The following is a 17,359-nucleotide window of genomic DNA, read 5'->3' as shown; positions in this document are numbered from 1 at the left end:
CGGCGACCCTGCGGACGGTTCTCACGTCGTTCACGGGATCAGCTTGCCCGGGTTGAGGATGCCCGCCGGGTCGAGTTCGGCCTTGACGGCGCGCAGGACGCGCACGCCGAGGTCGCCGATCTCCTCGGTCATCCAGGGCCGGTGGTCGGCGCCGACGGCGTGGTGGTGGCTGATGGTGCCGCCGGCGCGGAGGATGGCGTCCCCGGCGGCGCGCTTGGCGGCGCCCCAGCGGGTGAGCGGGTCCTCGCCGAGGGCGGCGACGACGGTGAAGTAGAGCGAGGCGCCGGTCGGGTAGACGTGCGAGACGTGGCAGAGCACCAGGGAGCCGGGCAGGGCGCCGGTGAGCGCCTCGGTGACGGCGGCCCGCAGGGCCGGCAGCCGGCTCCAGGAGGCCGCGGTCTCCAGGGTCTCGCACAGCGCGCCCGCGGCGAGCAGCGAGTCGCGCAGGTAGGGGGCGCTGAACCGGCCGTGCTCCCAGGCCCGGGCGGGGCCCTCGCCGAGCGAGGTTCCGCCGGCGGCGAGCAGGGCGTCGCGGGTGAGCTGCTGCCGGGCGGCGACCTGGGCGGCGCCGCCCTCGAAGACGGTGACGGCCAGGCAGCCGCTGACCGCCGGGGCGCCGCCGATCTGCTCGGTCATGGCCAGGTTGATCATGGTCTCGGCCTCGTCGGAGAGCCGGATCACGGTCGGGCCGGTGCCCTGCTGCTCGACGGCGCGCAGCGCGGCCGTGCCGGTGGCGAAGTCGGGGAAGCTCCACGCCTCGTACGCCTTGACGGCGGGCAGCGGGTGGACGCGCAGCCGGACGGCGGTGATCACGCCGAGGGTGCCCTCGGAGCCGAGGAAGAGCTGGCGCAGGTCGGGGCCGGCGGCGGAGGCGGGGGCGCGGCCGAGGTCGAGCACCCCGGCCGGGGTGACGACGCGCAGCCCGCGCACCATCTCGTCGAAGCGCCCGTACCCGGCGGAGTCCTGGCCGGAGGAGCGGGTGGCCGCGAAGCCGCCGATGGTGGCGTAGCGGAAGCTCTGCGGGTAGTGGCCGAGCTCCCAGCCGCGCTCGGCAAGCAGCTCCTCCGCGGCCGGGCCGGTGAGGCCGGCGCCGAGGACGGCCTCGCCGGAGGTCTCGTCCAGGTCGAGCAGCTGGTCGAAGCGGCGCAGGTCGAGGGAGACGACGGCGGCGAGGCCGCCGCGCTCGGGGTCGAGGCCGCCGACCACGCTGGTGCCGCCGCCGAACGGGACGACGGCGATGCGGCGTTCGGCGCACACCGCGAGGACGGCGGCGACCTCCTGCTCGCTGCCGGGCAGCACGACGGCGTCGGGGGCGTCCTGCGCCTCGCGGCTGCGGCGGCGCAGCAGGTCCGGGGTGGACTTGCCGCCGGCGCGCGGCAGCCGGTCGGCGTCGGCGGCGCTGACGTGCTCCTTGCCGACCGCGCCGGCCAGCGCGTCGAGGTCCTCGGCGGAGAGTCGGGACGGGTGCAGGACGACCTCGTCGGCGCTCGGCCCGGGGGCGGCGTCGCCGGTGACGCCGAGGGCGGCGGCGAGCAGTCCCTTGATGTCGGCGGACAGCTCCTTGGCCAGGGCCGGGTCGCCCCAGGCGTCCCACTTCATCGGGGGGAGCGGAAGTGCGGCGCCGGCCGGTCCCGCTTGCGTCTCAGGTGCCATGCGTTACAGTTTCACACATCATGTCAAGTAGTAACGACGAGCCCGAGACGCCGGGCCAGACCCACGGGGGCACCGGCCAGGCCCCGGGGGCCCGCAGCACCGACGACGCGATCCTGGACGCCGCCGCCGACCTGATGGTCCATCTCGGCGTGCGCCGCACCCAGCTCGCCGAGATCGCCCGCCGTGCCGGGGTCAGCCGGCCTACCGTCTACCGCCGCTGGCCGGACGTCCGGGCGGTGATCGGCGCGCTGCTCACCCGGGAGATCCTGGCCACCCTGGAGGCCGCCGTGCCGACCGGCCGGGACCGGGAGGCCTTCGTCGAGCGGACCGTGGAGATCGCCGTCCGGCTGCGCGACCACCCGGTGATCGGCGCGCTGCTGCGCTCCGACGACTCCGACCTGCTGCTCGAGTACGTCGTCGAGCGGCTCGGCGCCAGCCAGCGCGGCCTGCTGGAGGCACTGCGCACCGGCATCGAACAGGGCCAGGCGCACGGCTCGATCCGGGAGGGCGAGCCGCTCGAACTGGCCGCCATGGTCCTGCTGACAGCCCAGTCCACCGTCCAGTCGCACCGCATGGTCGCCTCCCTGCTGCCCGAGGCGGCCTGGCGGCGCGAACTGGCCAGAGCACTGAACGGATACCTCGCGCCATGACCCCCACCGAAGGCCCGCACACCGGTCCGCACTCCAGCTCGCACGCCGGTCCGTCCTCCGGTTCGCACGCGGGCCCGTACACCGGTCCGCACGCCGGGACCTCCCGCCTCAACGCCGTCCGAAGGGCGGCGGAGCTGGAGGCGCTCGGCGACGACGCCCGGATCGACCTCCTGGTCATCGGCGGCGGCGTCACCGGCGCCGGAGTGGCCCTGGACGCGGCCTCGCGCGGCCTGCGCACGGTGCTGGTCGAGGCCCGGGACCTCGCCTTCGGGACGAGCCGATGGAGTTCCAAGCTGGTGCACGGCGGCCTGCGCTACCTCGCCTCCGGGCGGATCAAGGTGGCCCGGGAGAGCGCGGTGGAGCGCGGCGTGCTGATGACCCGCACCGCTCCGCACCTGATCCGCGCACTGCCCCAACTGGTGCCGCTGCTCCCGGACCTGCTGCGCCCCGGCCAGGCCGCGCTGATCCGTACCGGCTTCCACGCCGGGGACGCGCTGCGCCTGACGGCCGGCACCCCGGGCGCGCTGCTGCCCCGGGTGCGCCGGATCGACGCCGACCGGACCCGCCGGCTGGTGCCGGGCGTGCGGACGGACGGGCTGCGCGGCGCGCTGGTCGCCCACGACGGCCAACTCGTGGACGACGCCCGGCTGGTGGTCGCACTGGCCCGGACCGCCGCGCAGTACGGTGCGAGCGTGCTGACCAGGGTGCGCGCCGAGCAGGTCACCGGCACCTCGGCCCGGCTGGTCGACACCCTGACCGGGCGGGAACTCACCGTCCGGGCCGGCGCGGTGGTCAACGCCACCGGCGTCTGGGCGGGCGAGGTGGACACCTCGATCCGGCTCCGGCCCAGCCGGGGCACCCACCTGCTGGTGGACGCGAAGGCCCTCGGCAACCCGACCGCCGCCCTCACCGTGCCGGTGCCCGGCTCCACCAGCCGCTTCGTCTTCGCCCTCCCGCAGCAGCTCGGCCGGGTCGCGATCGGCCTGACCGACGAGGACGCCCCGGGCCCGATCCCGGACGAGCCGCAGCCCACCGAGGCCGAGTGCTCCTTCCTCCTCGACACCGTCAACGCCGCCCTCGCCACCGCCCTGACCAGGGCGGACGTGATCGGCGCCTACGCCGGGCTGCGCCCGCTGATCGACACCGGGGACGGCAGCACCGCCGACATCTCCCGCGAGCACGCGGTGCTGGAGAGCCCGTCCGGGGTGATCACCGTGGTCGGCGGCAAGCTCACCACCTACCGCCGGATGGCCGAGGACGCGGTGGACACCGCCGTCCGGCTGCGCGGCCTGCCCGCCCGCGCCTGCTGGACGGCCCGGCTGCCGCTGGTCGGCGCCCCCGGCCACGGGGACAGCCGCCCGCTGCCCGCCGGGGTCCCGGAGGGCGGAACCGCCGGGCGGGTGCCCGCCTCACTGCTCGCCCGCCACGGCGGCGCGGCCCACGAGGTGCTGGCGGCCGGAGAGTTGACGCCGATCGCCGAGGGCCTGGACGTGACCCGCGCCGAGATCGCCTACGCCGTCAGCCACGAGGGCGCGCTGGACGCGGCCGACGTGCTCGACCGCCGCACCAGGATCGGGCTGGTCGCGGAGGACGCCGAGCGCGCAAGGAAGGCGGTCGAGGAGATCGTCGAGGGGACCGTCGAGGAGCGTGCCGGGCGGCGTCAGGACGGCTGAGCGGCCCGGGGGAAGGGGGCGAGGTCCGGCTCCACCCAGGTGGTCCGGGCCTGCTCGCCCGCGAGCGTCCCGGGCCGGTAGTGGCGGGTGAGCAGCTCCTTGTCGAGCAGCTCGGGGTGGCGGGCCGCGAACGTGTCGAAGTCCGGTGCGGCGTCGGCGTGGTGGGCCACCAGCTCGACCCAGGCGCGGGTCATGGTGACGTGGAACTTCTGCGGTGCGCCCGCCTTGGCGGCCGTGCGCCGGATGCCCTCGCCGACCAGGGTGAGGGCCTCGTCGGCGCCGTGGCGGCGCACCGCGAGCCAGGTGAGCCGGACGTGCTGGCGGTGGCCGAAGCGCTCGGCGCCGGCCATCGCCTCGCCCAGGAGGGTGTCGAAGGCGTCAGGGGTCGCGGGGGTGGTCATGGGAGGGCTTTCGTCGTGGGGGTCCGGGCCGGTGGGTCCGGACGGTGGATCGTAAGGTTTGGTGCCATTTGCGGGCAAACCACCCGAACGGGTGGTTTCGGTGCACCGAAGGGGATCGCGGACGATCGAGGGTTGACCGAGGGGGTCGACCGTGCAGGGGAACGGGGTCTCCGGCTCCACGCCTTGGCGCGGCGGCCGTGGATGGGCGCGGTCGTGCGGAGGAGGCGGAATCAGCGCGCCGTGCGCTCGGGCATCGGGTGCTCGGCGCCGGACAGCTCCAGGACGCAGGAGAGCGGGTGCTCGGCCCGGCCGGTGCGGTCCAGCCGCACCGCGAGCGGCCTCGGCGGGGTCGGCGGCTCCTCGGCGACCTGGGCGGTGAGGGTCAGCGGATAGTCGCCGTGCCCGTGGACGCGGTGGAAGTCGCACTCCTTGCCGTCGACCAGCAGCTCGGTCTCGGTGATCCAGCCGGACCGGACGTTGACGGTCACCGAGTGCCCGCCCTGGTCGAGGTGGAAGCTGTACCGCTGGCGCATCGGGACCTCCGGCGACCGGGCCTGCGACGAGGGGAGACGGCGGCGAGCCGACGAGGGGGAACGGGGGAAGAGCGGACGAGGGGAAATCCACTGCCAGTCTAGGGCGGGAGGTCGCTAGGGTGCTCGGCATGCGGAGCACAGCGGGCGGCCTGCGGCCGTACGGGCCGGACGAGGAGGTGGCCGAGGACGAGTACGTCCTCGGCCTGTACCGGGTGCCGATCAAGGTGAGGACGGGGCGCGGGGCTGGCCCGGCGCCGGAGCCCGGGCGGCTGGAGGCCTGGGTCGACGGCGGCGCCCTGCGGGCCGTCCTGCGCCGTCTGGGTGCGCGGACCCTGCCCACCCTCGCCCGCCACGAGCCGGACCTCGACTTCAGCAGCCGGATCCGGCAGCCGTCGATGGCCGCGCTGGTCCGGGAGATCGAGCAGGTGGACCTGGCCCGGCTCCCGGCCGCCGAGCGCGAGGTGCTGGGCCTGCTGCTGGGCTGGGGCCGCAGGGCGACGGCCGAGAACGGTGCGCTGCGGATCGAGATCGACGCCGTGCGGTGACGCCCTGGCCGGGCCGGCGGCGGTTCCCGCGCAGGGTTCCCGTGTGCGACCCGGAGAAATTCCCGGGGTGGGCCCGCCTGCAGACGGATTCTCGTGATCTCTACAGTGTTGTAGATTCGTCCACAGGGAGAGATCAGAGGAGGGCATTGTGGGAGTTTCGCTGGCCAAGGGCGGCAACGTCTCGCTGAGCAAGGAGGCGCCCGGTCTGAGCGCCGTGATCGTCGGTCTCGGCTGGGACGTGCGTACCACCACCGGGGCCGACTACGACCTGGACGCCAGTGCGCTGCTGTGCAACGCGCTGGGCAAGGTGGTCTCGGACCAGCACTTCGTCTTCTTCAACAACCTGCGCAGTCCCGAGGGTTCGGTCGAGCACAGCGGCGACAACCTGACCGGCGGCGGAGACGGGGACGACGAGCAGATCAAGGTCGACCTGGACCGCGTCCCGGCCGACGTGGCCAAGGTGGTCTTCCCGGTGTCGATCTACGACGCCGACGCCCGGCTGCAGAACTTCGGCCAGGTGCGCAACGCGTTCATCCGGATCGTCAACCAGGCCAACGGCCTGGAGATCGCGCGCTACGACCTGACCGAGGACGCCTCGACCGAGACCGCGATGGTCTTCGGCGAGCTGTACCGCAACGGCAACGAGTGGAAGTTCCGCGCCATCGGCCAGGGCTACGCCTCCGGCCTGCGCGGCATCGCGACCGACTACGGCGTCAACGTCTGACCGTCGCCAGTCGGTAGTGGTCAACGCCCGTTCGCCCGAAGCGGGTCGACCGGGGTTCGGCAGTCACGGCCACGCGCTCAGTCGGTACGGCCGAGCGCGTGGCCGCCGAAACCCCCGCCGCCGGTGAACTGGTGGTGCCACCAGGCGGTCATGGCCGGTTCGTCCATCCCCGACCAGTCCGGCGCCGCGGTGACCTGGGCCCGGCCCAGGGTGCGGCCCAGCTCCACCAACTCCCGCCCGGCCGCCGTCCGTTCGCGGTCGTAGGCGGCCAGCAGAGCTGCCCAGGAGCCGGCCTCCCGCCCGGCCAGCTCGAAGGCGTGGGCGTCCTGGATCGCCTTCACCGCGCCGCTGGTGTTGTGCGGGCGCACCACGGTGGCCGCGTCCCCGCCGATCAGCAGCCGTCCGGCCGTCCGGGCCGGGGCCGCCAGGTCGTAGACCGGCTGGAGGAAGGTCCGTTCGCGCGGGGTCAGGGTGACCAGGCCGGCCCAGTACGGCGGCAGGTACCGCTCGGCGAGCCGGCGCAGCTCGTCCACCTGCGGGTCGGTGAGGCTGCCCGCCGGGATGCTGGTCGGGCCGTCCAGGCGCAGCCAGGCGGGGGTGGGGGCGTAGAAGACCCAGTTCACCTGGGTGCGGCCGGGCGCGACCCCGGGGATGCGGTAGATCACCACCTGGCCGCCTGGGTAGCAGGCGGTGATGCACTGCTCCTCCGGCCAGGGCGCCGCGCCGCCGGGCAGCTCGGCCAGCAGGGCGGCGTCGTAGCTGCCGCGCCAGCACACGTACCCGGCGTACTCGGGCTCGGCCTGCGGGCAGACGGCCTCGCGGACCACCGAGCGGTAGCCGTCGGCGCCGATCACCAGGTCGTACGTCTCGCGGCCGCCGTCCGTCTCGACCCAGGCGCCGTCCGTCTCGAGCCGGGCGTCGCCGGCCTCGGCCCGGGTGCCGTCCGGGCCACCGCCATCCGGTTCGCCCCCGCGCGGCTCGTTGCCGACGGCCGTCACGGTGGCACCCAGCCGGAACTCGACCTGCTCGGGCATCCGTTCACGCAGGGCCTGCCAGAGCACGCCCCAGTGGTGCGAGTGGAACGGGAAGGGCTGGGCCCAGAGCAGTCGCCCGCAGCCGTCCGGCCCGTCGCCCTCGCCGGCCGCGCCCCGGGCGACCCAGCGGCGGACGGTGAGGCGGTGGCGGCGGGTGTCCGCGTCGAGGTGTCCGGCCCGGACCAGTTCGTCGAAGCGGTCGTTGTGGGTGCACAGCCCCACGCCGCGGTCCTCCAGGTGCCCGGGGCTGCGTTCCAGCACCACCACCCGTTCCGCGCCGAGCCGGGCGGCCGCGCCGGCGAAGGCGCTCCCGGCGATGCTGCCCCCGACCACGGCCACCGAGCCACCGCGCACGGTCGCTCCTCTCCTGAGTCCCGAGCTTCGAGTCCGCGGCGTCCCCGCGATGCGATGTCCCCCCGCGACGCCCCCGCGATGTCCGGGACACGACGATACGCGTCCGGTCGGTCCCCGGCGCCGTGTTCGAGCCATCCGGAGGGCCCTCCCGGCGACCCTGGAGAGCCTTATGCAACTAGTTGCATACCCCGCCGCCCGTCCCCTACCCTGCGGTAACAACGCCCCCGGTCCACAACGCCCCGGTCCACTTCCCGGTCCACTCCCCGCCCGCGCCCCAGGAGACGTCGATGAGCGCCCACCCCGGCAGCAACCGCTACCCGCACCTGCTCAGCCCGCTCGACCTCGGCTTCACCACCCTGCCCAACCGCGTGATCATGGGCTCGATGCACGTCGGCCTGGAGGAGGCCCCCGGCGGCTACGAGCGGATGGCCGCCTTCTACGCCGAGCGGGCCCGCGGCGGCGTCGGCCTGATCGTCACCGGCGGCATCGCCCCCAACGAGGCCGGGCGCCCCTGGGAGGGCGGCGCGATGCTGACCACCGAGGAGGAGGCCGACAAGCACCGCGTGGTCACCGACGCGGTGCACGCCGCCGGCGGCAGGATCGCCCTCCAGATCCTGCACTTCGGCCGCTACGCCTACCACCGCGACCTGGTCGCCCCCAGCGCGATCCAGGCCCCGATCAGCCCCTTCACGCCCAACGCGCTCACCGCCGAGCAGGTCGAGCAGACCATCGAGGACTTCGCCCGCTGCGCCGAACTCGCCCGCCGCGCCGGGTACGACGGCGTCGAGATCATGGGCTCCGAGGGCTACCTGGTCAACGAGTTCATCGTCGCCGCGACCAATCACCGCGAGGACGAGTGGGGCGGCACGTACGAGCGGCGGATGCGCTTCCCGGTGGAGATCGTCCGCCGGGTCCGCGAGCGGGTCGGCGAGGACTTCATCATCGTCTACCGCCTCTCCATGCTCGACCTGGTGCCCGGCGGCTCCACCCTCGACGAGGTCGTGCGGCTCGCCCAGGCCGTCGAGGCCGCCGGGGCGACCATCATCAACACCGGCATCGGCTGGCACGAGGCCCGCATCCCCACCATCGCCACCTCCGTGCCGCGCGGCGCCTTCGGCTGGGTGACGAAGAAGGTGATGGGCAAGGTCGGCATCCCGCTGGTCACCACCAACCGCATCAACACCCCCGAGATCGCCGAGCAGTTGCTCGCCGAGGGCAGCGCGGACCTGGTCTCGATGGCCCGCCCGCTGCTCGCCGACGCCGACTTCGTCGCCAAGGCCCGGGACGACCGCGCCGAGGCCATCAACACCTGCATCGGCTGCAACCAGGCCTGCCTCGACCACACTTTCAACCTCCAGATCACCTCCTGCCTGGTCAACCCGCGCGCCTGCCACGAGACCGAACTCATCCTTGGGGCAACGAAGTTGCGCAAGCGGATCGGCGTCGTCGGGGCGGGTCCGGCCGGCCTCGCCTTCGCCGTCTCCGCCGCCGAGCGCGGCCACGACGTCACCCTGTACGACGCCGCCGAGGCGATCGGCGGGCAGCTGAACATCGCCCGGCGCATCCCCGGCAAAGAGGAGTTCGACGAGACGCTGCGCTACTTCCGCACCCGGCTGGCCGAGTTGGGCGTCACGCTGCGGCTCGGCGCGACCGTCACCGCCGAGCAGCTGGCCGGGCAGGGCCACGACGAGCTCGTCCTCGCCACCGGCGTCACCCCGCGAACTCCCGCCGACATCCCGGGAATCGACCACCCCAGCGTGCTCGGCTACCTCGACGTGCTGCGCGACGGCGCGCCGGTCGGCGAGCGGGTCGCCATCCTCGGCGCCGGCGGCATCGGCTTCGACGTGGCCGAGTTCCTCACCGACCCGGGCGACGCGGCGAGCCTCAACCCGCCGGTGTTCCAGGCGAAGTGGGGCATCGATCCGGAGTACCGCGAGCGCGGCGGCCTGCGCGCCCCGGAGCGGCCGAAGCCCCCGCGCAGCGTCCACCTGCTCCAGCGCAGGACCAGCAAGGTCGGCGCCGGCCTCGGCAAGACCACCGGCTGGATCCACCGCACCGAGCTCAAGCACCGCGGCGTGGTGATGGTCCCCGGCGTCACCTACGACCTGATCGACGACGCCGGTCTGCACATCACGGTGGACGGCGAGCGCCAACTGCTGCCCGTGGACACCGTCGTGCTCTGCACCGGCCAGGAGCCGCGCCGCGACCTGTACGAGGCGCTGCGCGAGCGCGGCCTGCCGGTGCACCTGATCGGCGGCGCCGACGTGGCCGCCGAACTGGACGCCAAGCGCGCCATCAAGCAGGGCACCGAGCTCGCCGCGGCGCTCTGAGCCCCCGCGTCCCGCACGGTCGGCGCCCCCGCGTCCCGCACGGTCGGTGCCCCCGCCGCGAGCGGGGGCGCCGACCGAAAACCACTCGCCCTCCGCCCGGGGGCCGTTGCTAGTATCCGCAGGTCGCAGCGCGGATCACGGCGCGCGGGGCGTGGAGCGGATCACAGGGGAGAGCAGGCCGATGGACGAGCAGGGCGAGACGGCGTACGCGCCGATGGCGGACGAGCCGGCGGCGGACGAGCGGGTCGAGTTGGCGTACACGCCCACGGTGGCGGACTTCCGGGAGGCCCTGGCCGCCCGGTCCCGGGCGACGCGCGCGGGCCGGCGCCAGCGGGCGTTCCTGTACCTGCTCGTCGTCTGCGGCCCGCTCATCGCCGCGCTCGACCTCTCCACCGGCAAGGGCATCGGCTTCCCGCCGGTGTTCATGGTGCTCGCCGCGCTGGCCCTGCTCCTCTGGCTGCCCCGGCTGCAGGCCGGCCAGTTCCACAAGTTGACCGCCGACAAGGGCGAGTTCACCGCCACCGTGGCAGCGTCCGGCGTGACCATCACCAACCGCCACTCCACCAGCACCCTGACCTGGCAAGCGGTCCCGCACCACGTGGAGACCCCGGGGCTGTTCGTCCTGCTGAGCAACGACAAGAACAACTCCTGCCTGGCCGTCCTGCCCAAGCGCGGCACCGCCGACCCCGACCGGCTGCGCGCCGTGCTGGACCGGCACGCCCCCGCGCCCGCCCGGGGCTGAGCCCGGCCAGTCCCGCGCGCCCGTACCCCGCCTTCGCCCCGTCCGTCCCCCTGCCCGCTCCCCGTACGATCGACGGCATGTCGCTGCCGCACGCCATCCTCACCGCCCTGCTGGAGAAACCGTCCTCGGGGCTGGAGCTGACCAGGCGGTTCGACCGGTCGATCGGCTTCTTCTGGCCCGCCACCCACCAGCAGATCTACCGCGAACTGGGCCGGCTGGAGGCCTCCGGACAGATCCGGGCCCTCCGGCCGGAGGCGCCGGTGCGCGGGCAGAAGAAGGAGTACGAGGTGCTCCCGGAGGGCCGCGCCGAACTGGCCCGCTGGACCGCCGAGGGCGCCGCTCCGCGCGCCGTCCGGGAGCCCCTGCTGCTGCGGCTGCGGGCGGCCGCGGTGGTCGGCACGGACGGCCTGGCGGCCGAGCTGGAACGCCATCTCGCCCTGCACCGCGAGCAGTTGGCCGACTACCGGGAGATCGAGCGGCGCGACTTCCCGGCCGAGCGGGCGGACGAGGAGAACCGGCTCCAGCACGCGGTGCTGCGGGCCGGCATCGGACTGGAGAGCTTCTGGGTGCACTGGCTCGCCGAGACCCTCGACACCCTGCCGGCCGAGCCCTCCCGCCCGGCCGGCCCCTCCGACGCTTCCGCGGCCTCCGACCGGCCCTGACCTGCGCCGATCCCCGCCCGCGCGCCCGGCCCAGCCCCCGGTGGGACACTGGTGGCCTGTCCCTTCCCGAACTCTCGACCGGGGGACCCGTATGTCTCTGACCAGGCCCTTCCACGCCCTCACCGCCGCGGCCGTCGTCGTGGCGGTCGCCCTGGGCCCGGCCGCCCTCCCGGCGTCCGCCGCAACCGCCCAGCCACTGCCCTCCGCCGACCAGCTGAAGTCGGCCCTGCTGACCGCGGCCGACCTCGGCCCCGGCTGGACCGAGCCCCCGGTGACCCAGAGCCCCAGCCCCAGCGCCGGCGCGAGCCCCAGCGCGAGCCCGTCGAACCCGGTGACCGGATGCGACGCGCTCAGCGCCCTGATCAACATGTACGTCACCCGGCCGGGCGCGGCGATCCCGCGCGCCGAGACCGAACTCGACGGCCCGAACGGCAACCCGATGGTCACCCAGGCCCTCGCGGCCGAGCCGTCCGACCAACTCGCCACCGACTTCAACTCCGCCGCCGACGCTCTGAAGACCTGCCACACCATCACCTTCAACGCCGGCCCCAGCGACACCGTGACCTTCACCGTCAGCCCGGTCACCCTCGGCGACCGCAAGGACGCCCCCGCCGTCCACCTCGACGGCACCCTGGCCGGCGTCCGACTCAACGGCTACGTCGGCATCGAACGCTTCGGCACGGTGGCCATGGCCTTCGGCTACTTCGAACGCCAGGGCAGCAACGAACAGGCCGCCTCCATGGAGTACCGCACCGCCGTCGCCAAGGTCGAACGCGCCCTCGGCGCCAAGGCCGGCAGCACCACCGCCCCCACGGCCGTCCCCGCCACCCCCACCGAGGGCCGCCGCGTCTGACCCTCCTCGCCCTCCGAACACCACCGCGGCCCCCCACCGAACGCACGAGGCGCTCGGCGAGGGGCCGCGGCGGTGGCCTGACGGCGACCGGACGGGGGCTACACGCCCGCGAGGGTCTGGTTGTCGAAGAGCCAGTGGTGGTTGGCCTGGTCGGCGCACTGCCAGACGTTCAGCCCGGAGCCGTTCTCGGTGACCCACCCGTGCAGGTTCAGGCACCTGTTCGACGCCGGGTTGTAGAGCGAGCCGTCGTAGCGGCGGATCCAGGTCTGGGCGGCCGCGTTGCCGCAGGCCTGTGCGACGACCGGGGTGCCGTTGACGACGTCGGCGTCCCGGGTGCCCAGGCAGAGCCCGGTGGGCACGGCCTTGAGCTGGTTCTGCCGGGTGGTCAGGAAGTGCTGGCTGTCGCCGTTCCAGCAGTCGTAGACCCGGAGCTGGGCTCCGTCGTTGCCGCCCCAGTTGTCCAGGCACTTGCGCGGGTCGACCGCGCTGCGGATCCGGACGACGGACTGGGCGGTGGCCACGGTGTTCACCTGGGGATCGGTCAGCGCGTACGGGTAGATCCGCACGTCGCTGACCGCGCCCTTGACGAGGTCGACGGGGGCGATGTTCCGGGGGGTGACGCCCCCGATGCTCAGCGGCCCGGCCGGGGGCTTCCAGGTGGTGCCGACCTTGGCGTTGCCGACGGCCTGGCCGTTGACGTACAGGGTGGCGATGCCGCCGGTGGAGTCGTACGTGCCGGTGAGGTGCGTCCACTGGCCGACCGTCACGCCGGTGCGCCCGCTGCGGTCGTACACGGGGTACCAGTCCGTGGGGTTCACGCTGTCGTTGCTCGGCAGGATGAAGGCCCAGTTGTTGAAGTTCCGCGAGTACTGGAGGTAGAACGGGCTGGCCTCGTTGCCGGGCAGCGCGACCGCGGTCTGGTAGCCGTCGGTGTTGTCGACCTTGACCCAGGCGGAGACGCTGTAGCTCTTCGTGGTGTCCAGGCCGGGGGTGGTGGCGCCGGAGGTGACCGGTGCGGTGGTGCGGTAGACCGTCGCGCCGTCGAAGGCGGTGGCCTTGCCGGCGGCGCGGTTGTGGTCGGTGGTCAGGGCGGCGCCGGTCGGGTAGGCGGCCGCTGCGGGGTCGCCGTTCCTGTAGAGCGTGTTGGTGCCGCTGCTGTCACCGGTGCCGTCGAGGGCCCACCACTGCGGGGTGACCTGGGTGTTGGTGACGGTGACCGGGCCGACCTCCCAGGTGTAGCCGGCCGACGGGTTGCCGGGGGTGGTGGGCCGGCCCCACCAGATCTCGACCGTGCCGTCGGCCTTCCTGCCCCACAGGCTCGCGTTGCCGCTGCCGGTGAGGTCGCCGTCGGAGCCGAGGGTCGGGTAGGTGTCGGTGGAGACCCAGCCGATCCGGGTGCCGACCGGCACCAGCTGGGTCAGCGTCGGGACCAGCAGCGGCTTGCCGGTGCTGTCGATGACGGGCGCGCCCTGGTTGTCGGTCGCGGTGACGGTGCCGGTGGTGAAGGTGTAGCCGAGCAGGTCGTGCTTGGCGCCGTCGGCGGCGTCCGCGAGGTTGCGGGCCCACAGGCCCGGTCGGCCCTGCTTGGCCCAGTCACCGGGGGCGATCAGCTCCTTGTCCTTCCACCCGGACGCCGCCAGCCGGACGGGCTTGCCCAGGACGTTGGCGTTGGTGGCCGGGTAGTACCAGAGGGCCGCGTCGGTACCGTTGCCGGTGCTCTCGACGGTCAGCAGACCGGTCTTGTTCCTGAAGCCGAGCTTCGGGTCGAGGTCGGTGCTGACCGGGTCGCCGAGGGCGGCGATCCGCAGGGTGGTGGACCAGTCGGCGGCGTTGTAGCCGGCCGCCGTCAGCCAGGCGCAGTCCTCGGTGGAGGTCTTCACGCACTTCGGCTTGGGCAGTGGCAGCTGCTTGTCGATCCGCCCGTGGACGCCGGTGTTCCCCGGGTTCGGGTAGACCAGCAGCTCGGGGCTGCCGGGCGCGTGGACGATGACGTCGTCGATGTTGTTGCCGCCGGTGAGCGTGCCGCGGTGGGCGTACTGGACGTCGTTCCAGGACGTGCCCTTCGGGGCGTCGGCGGGGGTGGCGACGGCGGCCACCGCGGGGGCCTGGACCTTGGGGTTGCCCGGGACGCTGTACGCCCGGAGGTAGCCGGCCTGGTCGGGCAGCAGGATGTCGGCCGAGCCGTCGCCGCTGACGTCGCCGAAGACCGGCGGCGGGCCGTCCGGGTTCCACGGCACGTAGAAGGAGTACTGGGCGACCGGCGAGACGTTGCGGGCGTTGTCCAGGACCTGGATGTACAGGACGTTGGTGCCCCAGCGGCCGGAGGTGACGGGAATGCCGTTCGCGGGGTAGTCGTTGCCGCAGGCCCAGGCGGCACCGGCGAACTGCGGGTCCCAGGACCAGCGGGCGCAGACCACGCCGGAGGAGGTGCCGCCCGGGGTCGGGTCGGCCGCGGTGAACGGCACCAGGCCCTGCTCGCCCAGGCGCTTCCTGCTGACCTGGCCGTTGCCGGACGGCGGGAAGGTGGTCGCCAGCTGCCCGTCGGTGAGCACGGTGTCGGCGTTCGGGACGGAGAGGGTCGGCGGGGTCAGGTCGACGCCGAAGTGGCAGACCGGGGTCGAGGCCGACTTCGGGGCGTAGCCGTCGTCGGCCATGGTGCCCCAGCCGTAGTAGTGGCCGTCCTTGATGACACCGGGATTCACCTGGAAGCTCGCGACGCCGCCGTTGGCCACCAGCGGGGTGAGGCCGCTGTCGACGTCCGCGCTGAGGTCGGCGTAGTCCCAGATGTGGGTCCAGGCGGCGAGCGAGCTCTGGACCGGGCTGTGGACCGTCGCGTTGAGGGAGACGGCGCCGTTGAAGCCGGAGGAGGAGTTCAGCCAGCCGAAGGAGCCGTTGCAGCCCTGGTTCTCCGCCCACGGCACCGAGGTGGTCGGGGCCGGCCAGACGTACGGGTTGGTCGGGGTGTCGGGGACGCGGTCGTACTCGATCTCGACGACGGCGCTGTAGTCGAGCCGCTTGAACGCCATCGCGTCGGACTCGTTTCGGGCGAACACCCCGAAGGTCATGGTGTCCTTACCGGTGGCGTAGGTCCGGTAGGCCCAGGTCACGTCGTAGTTGAACTGGTACTTGCCGGTGCAGCCCGGCTGGCCCGCGCCGGGGACCCCGGCCTCGCCGAGCCGGCCGCCGATGACGCCCGGCGGGTTGTTCCAGGTGGTCTGGTTGCCGATCGGGCCGGTGGTGTAGAGGTCCAGGGTGTACTTGTCGGTGCAGGAGAAGGCGGAGGAATCCGTCTCCCACATCGACATGATCGCCTTGTTGATGACGAAGCCCCGGTACCAGTGGGTGTCGAACTGGTAGTACGTGCGCTCGACGCCCTTGGTGGTCCGGTAGCCCTGGTAGCCGACGCCGGGCTTGGCGTACTGGTCGCCGCTGTTGCTGACGGTGCGGCCGATGTTGGCCGTGCCCGCGTAGCCGGACTGGGTCCAGGTCCAGGCGTTGGAGCCGTTGCGGTCGGGGATCCAGCCCGGGTCGATGAACCACGGGCCCTGGCCCTTGCCGAGCACGGACTCGTCGGTGGTCAGCTCCACGGCGTCGCCGGTGACGGAGACGGGCATGTCGACGACCTTGGCGCCGGAGCCGGGGCTGTCGGCGGTGCTGCGCTGCTCGGGCTTCGCCTGCGGGGCGTCGGCGGCCGAACCGCTCAGGGCGGGGGCCGACTTGGCGGCCGCCGGGGCGCCGCCGGTCGAGCTGTCCCACATCTGCGGGGTGGGTGCGTGCCAGCGGGACGTGCCGTCGGCGGTCGCGGCGGTGAGGTTGCCGGCCTCGTCGGCCCGGACGGTGACGCCCTTGCCCTGGGTGCCGAAGCGGACCTTCCTCAGCGCCGGGTTCTTCGCCGCCTCCGCGGTCTTGACGACCAGGACGGTGGAGAGCCCGCCGAACCTGGAGGCGGTCACCTTGAGGTCGACCCCGGGGGCGACCTCGGGGTAGAGCAGCGCCTCGCCGCCCGGGTCGAGCGTCGGCTTGGTGAGCGGGAACGGCGAGTCGATGGTGAGCGTCTCGCCGTCGGCGCTGGTCAGGGTGGACAGCGGGCCCTGGCCGCCGCCGGACAGCCGGACCCCGGACAGCGCGGTCTTCGGGCGGTAGCCGCCCTGGCCGTCCGGGACGAGGGTGCCGTCGAGCGCCGCCCAGGCGCCGTCCTGCTTCACCCGCTGCGGCTCGACGTGCTCCATGCGGGAGAGGTGGCCGGTCGGCGTCGCGAAGGTCTCGCTGACCTCGTCCGTCAACTCGGGGATCTGGACGCGCTTGCCGGTCTTCCTCGCCTCGGCGACGGCCTTCTCGGTCGGGTTGGTCGGCGGTACGTCACCGGCCCGCTTGGCGTCACCGGCGGCCATCCGCGCGGCGAGGTCCGGCGGCACCGGGGAGGGCTGGGCGTCCGCCGGAGTGGGCGGCACGGGCGGGGCGTCGGCGGCCGCGACGGGCGCGATCGAGGTCAGGGCCAGGGCGAGGCCGATCGCCGCGGCGACGACCGGTCGCGGCGGGCGTCCGGAGCGGCGGGCGCGGGAGCTGGCTCCAGGAGGAGCGGCAGGCATGGTGAGGTCCCCCCACGAGAAATGTCCTGATCGGGCATGACCAGGCGTGATCGATTCTGCGAAGAATGTGTGCAGAGATGGTCAGAAAACTTACCGCCGATGGTCAACGGATCGTCAACTTCGTATTTCCGCAACCCTGTCCGCTTTGGCCCGACGGTTCCCGATTCGGAGCAACTGTGATGATCGTCACTATCGCATCGGGCCTGGTCCGACCTAGACCCGCGGCTTGCCCCCGCTTTACTCTCCGCCCGGATGTCGTTCGTTCGCGGGGTGCGTCCGAACATGACACGACGTTACGAAAACAGGGGGGTAGGGATGTTGACGACACCTGTCCGCTTCCGCCGAAGGGCGGGACGGGAGGGGCCGCCTCCGACGCGGCTGAAGTCGCGCTTGGCCGTACTGAGCTCACTGGCCGTCATGGGTTCCCTGGTGACCCCGCTGGTGCCGGCCTTCGCGGCGCCCTCGGGTGACAACAAGGACAAGGTCTGGACGCCGCCGAACACGCCGCTCCAGCGGACCGCCTCGGTCCCGGGCAAGGCGGACACTCCGAAGCCGGCGGCGGCGCCGACCGGTTCGCCGAACTGGGTGCCGCCGAAGGCGACGCCCCAGCCGAAGC

The 17,359-nt window shown here is 73.6% G+C and carries 13 protein-coding genes and 1 pseudogene; 9 read left to right on the top strand and 5 right to left on the bottom strand.

All coding sequences use genetic code 11. From position 1 onward, the window contains the following. Window positions 1–30 precede the first annotated feature (30 nt). A complete protein-coding gene (locus ACFU7Z_RS18525; protein ID WP_380778292.1) occupies window positions 31–1,599 on the bottom strand; it encodes an FAD-binding oxidoreductase in 1,569 nt (522 codons plus the stop codon). A 74-nt stretch (window positions 1,600–1,673) separates the two neighbouring features. On the opposite strand from ACFU7Z_RS18525, the gene ACFU7Z_RS18520 reads away from it, so the two are divergent. Together ACFU7Z_RS18520 and ACFU7Z_RS18515 are read left to right on the top strand one after the other, a co-directional pair. Continuing rightward, window positions 1,674–2,303, top strand: coding sequence for a TetR/AcrR family transcriptional regulator (locus ACFU7Z_RS18520; RefSeq protein WP_380778291.1), 630 nt, complete (start codon window positions 1,674–1,676; stop codon window positions 2,301–2,303). Further along, window positions 2,300–3,976, top strand: a complete 1,677-nt coding sequence (locus ACFU7Z_RS18515; protein ID WP_380778289.1) for a glycerol-3-phosphate dehydrogenase/oxidase — start codon at window positions 2,300–2,302, stop codon at window positions 3,974–3,976. Before ACFU7Z_RS18520 ends, ACFU7Z_RS18515 begins: the two co-directional genes overlap by 4 nt. Here ACFU7Z_RS18515 and ACFU7Z_RS18510 read toward each other — a convergent pair. Both ACFU7Z_RS18510 and ACFU7Z_RS18505 read right to left on the bottom strand, forming a co-directional pair. Beyond that, a complete protein-coding gene (locus ACFU7Z_RS18510; RefSeq protein WP_380778287.1) occupies window positions 3,964–4,377 on the bottom strand; it encodes a hypothetical protein in 414 nt (137 codons plus the stop codon). The genes ACFU7Z_RS18515 and ACFU7Z_RS18510 overlap by 13 nt on opposite strands. A gap of 230 nt (window positions 4,378–4,607) precedes the next feature. Next, window positions 4,608–4,910, bottom strand: a complete 303-nt coding sequence (locus tag ACFU7Z_RS18505; protein ID WP_074004108.1) for a hypothetical protein — start codon at window positions 4,908–4,910, stop codon at window positions 4,608–4,610. A 128-nt stretch (window positions 4,911–5,038) separates the two neighbouring features. On the opposite strand from ACFU7Z_RS18505, the gene ACFU7Z_RS18500 reads away from it, so the two are divergent. Together ACFU7Z_RS18500 and ACFU7Z_RS18495 are read left to right on the top strand one after the other, a co-directional pair. Continuing rightward, window positions 5,039–5,455 (top strand): hypothetical protein, encoded by a 417-nt coding sequence (locus ACFU7Z_RS18500; RefSeq protein ID WP_380778285.1) that lies wholly within the window; start codon window positions 5,039–5,041, stop codon window positions 5,453–5,455. Window positions 5,456–5,603: 148 nt separating this feature from the next. After that, a complete protein-coding gene (locus ACFU7Z_RS18495; protein WP_049650185.1) occupies window positions 5,604–6,179 on the top strand; it encodes a TerD family protein in 576 nt (191 codons plus the stop codon). A 77-nt stretch (window positions 6,180–6,256) separates the two neighbouring features. On the opposite strand, the gene ACFU7Z_RS18490 is transcribed toward ACFU7Z_RS18495, so the two are convergent. Then, on the bottom strand, window positions 6,257–7,567 hold the full coding sequence (locus ACFU7Z_RS18490; protein ID WP_380778283.1) for an FAD-dependent monooxygenase: 1,311 nt from the start codon (window positions 7,565–7,567) through the stop codon (window positions 6,257–6,259). 287 nt (window positions 7,568–7,854) lie between these two features. On the opposite strand from ACFU7Z_RS18490, the gene ACFU7Z_RS18485 reads away from it, so the two are divergent. The 4 genes from ACFU7Z_RS18485 (at window position 7,855) to ACFU7Z_RS18470 (ending at window position 12,154) form a co-directional block, all read left to right on the top strand. After that, the gene (locus tag ACFU7Z_RS18485) at window positions 7,855–9,897 is read left to right on the top strand and encodes an FAD-dependent oxidoreductase (RefSeq protein WP_380778281.1); all 2,043 of its coding nucleotides are present in this window, start codon (window positions 7,855–7,857) and stop codon (window positions 9,895–9,897) included. Window positions 9,898–10,078: 181 nt separating this feature from the next. Beyond that, window positions 10,079–10,639: a YcxB family protein gene (locus ACFU7Z_RS18480; protein WP_117490641.1), complete on the top strand. Its 561-nt coding sequence runs from the start codon at window positions 10,079–10,081 to the stop codon at window positions 10,637–10,639. A 77-nt stretch (window positions 10,640–10,716) separates the two neighbouring features. Continuing rightward, the gene (locus ACFU7Z_RS18475; RefSeq protein WP_380778279.1) at window positions 10,717–11,301 is read left to right on the top strand and encodes a PadR family transcriptional regulator; all 585 of its coding nucleotides are present in this window, start codon (window positions 10,717–10,719) and stop codon (window positions 11,299–11,301) included. Window positions 11,302–11,392: 91 nt separating this feature from the next. Then, window positions 11,393–12,154, top strand: coding sequence for a sensor domain-containing protein (locus ACFU7Z_RS18470; RefSeq protein ID WP_049650191.1), 762 nt, complete (start codon window positions 11,393–11,395; stop codon window positions 12,152–12,154). Between the two features lie 98 nt (window positions 12,155–12,252). Here ACFU7Z_RS18470 and ACFU7Z_RS18465 read toward each other — a convergent pair whose 3' ends face one another. After that, a complete protein-coding gene (locus ACFU7Z_RS18465) occupies window positions 12,253–16,743 on the bottom strand; it encodes a LamG-like jellyroll fold domain-containing protein (protein ID WP_380778277.1) in 4,491 nt (1,496 codons plus the stop codon). Window positions 16,744–17,160: 417 nt separating this feature from the next. Between ACFU7Z_RS18465 and ACFU7Z_RS18460 the strand changes: the two are divergent. Continuing rightward, window positions 17,161–17,359 (top strand): annotated as a pseudogene (locus tag ACFU7Z_RS18460) (hypothetical protein); the annotation flags it as partial.

The organism is Kitasatospora sp. NPDC057518, from assembly GCF_042802075.1.
Lineage (GTDB): Bacteria > Actinomycetota > Actinomycetes > Streptomycetales > Streptomycetaceae > Kitasatospora.
The sequence above is the reverse complement of the archived record's forward strand: the minus strand, read 5'-3'. Positions and strand labels throughout refer to the sequence as shown.

Excerpts from the sequence above, each read along its gene's own strand:
- ACFU7Z_RS18525 (WP_380778292.1), bottom strand. The coding sequence starts at position 1,599 with ATGAAGTGGGACGCCTGGGGCGACCCGGCCCTGGCCAAGGAGCTGTCC.
- ACFU7Z_RS18520 (WP_380778291.1), top strand. The coding sequence starts at position 1,674 with ATGTCAAGTAGTAACGACGAGCCCGAGACGCCGGGCCAGACCCACGGG.
- ACFU7Z_RS18515 (WP_380778289.1), top strand. The coding sequence starts at position 2,300 with ATGACCCCCACCGAAGGCCCGCACACCGGTCCGCACTCCAGCTCGCAC.
- ACFU7Z_RS18510 (WP_380778287.1), bottom strand. The coding sequence starts at position 4,377 with ATGACCACCCCCGCGACCCCTGACGCCTTCGACACCCTCCTGGGCGAG.
- ACFU7Z_RS18505 (WP_074004108.1), bottom strand. The coding sequence starts at position 4,910 with ATGCGCCAGCGGTACAGCTTCCACCTCGACCAGGGCGGGCACTCGGTG.
- ACFU7Z_RS18500 (WP_380778285.1), top strand. The coding sequence starts at position 5,039 with ATGCGGAGCACAGCGGGCGGCCTGCGGCCGTACGGGCCGGACGAGGAG.
- ACFU7Z_RS18485 (WP_380778281.1), top strand. The coding sequence starts at position 7,855 with ATGAGCGCCCACCCCGGCAGCAACCGCTACCCGCACCTGCTCAGCCCG.
- ACFU7Z_RS18480 (WP_117490641.1), top strand. The coding sequence starts at position 10,079 with ATGGACGAGCAGGGCGAGACGGCGTACGCGCCGATGGCGGACGAGCCG.
- ACFU7Z_RS18475 (WP_380778279.1), top strand. The coding sequence starts at position 10,717 with ATGTCGCTGCCGCACGCCATCCTCACCGCCCTGCTGGAGAAACCGTCC.
- ACFU7Z_RS18470 (WP_049650191.1), top strand. The coding sequence starts at position 11,393 with ATGTCTCTGACCAGGCCCTTCCACGCCCTCACCGCCGCGGCCGTCGTC.
- ACFU7Z_RS18465 (WP_380778277.1), bottom strand. The coding sequence starts at position 16,743 with ATGCCTGCCGCTCCTCCTGGAGCCAGCTCCCGCGCCCGCCGCTCCGGA.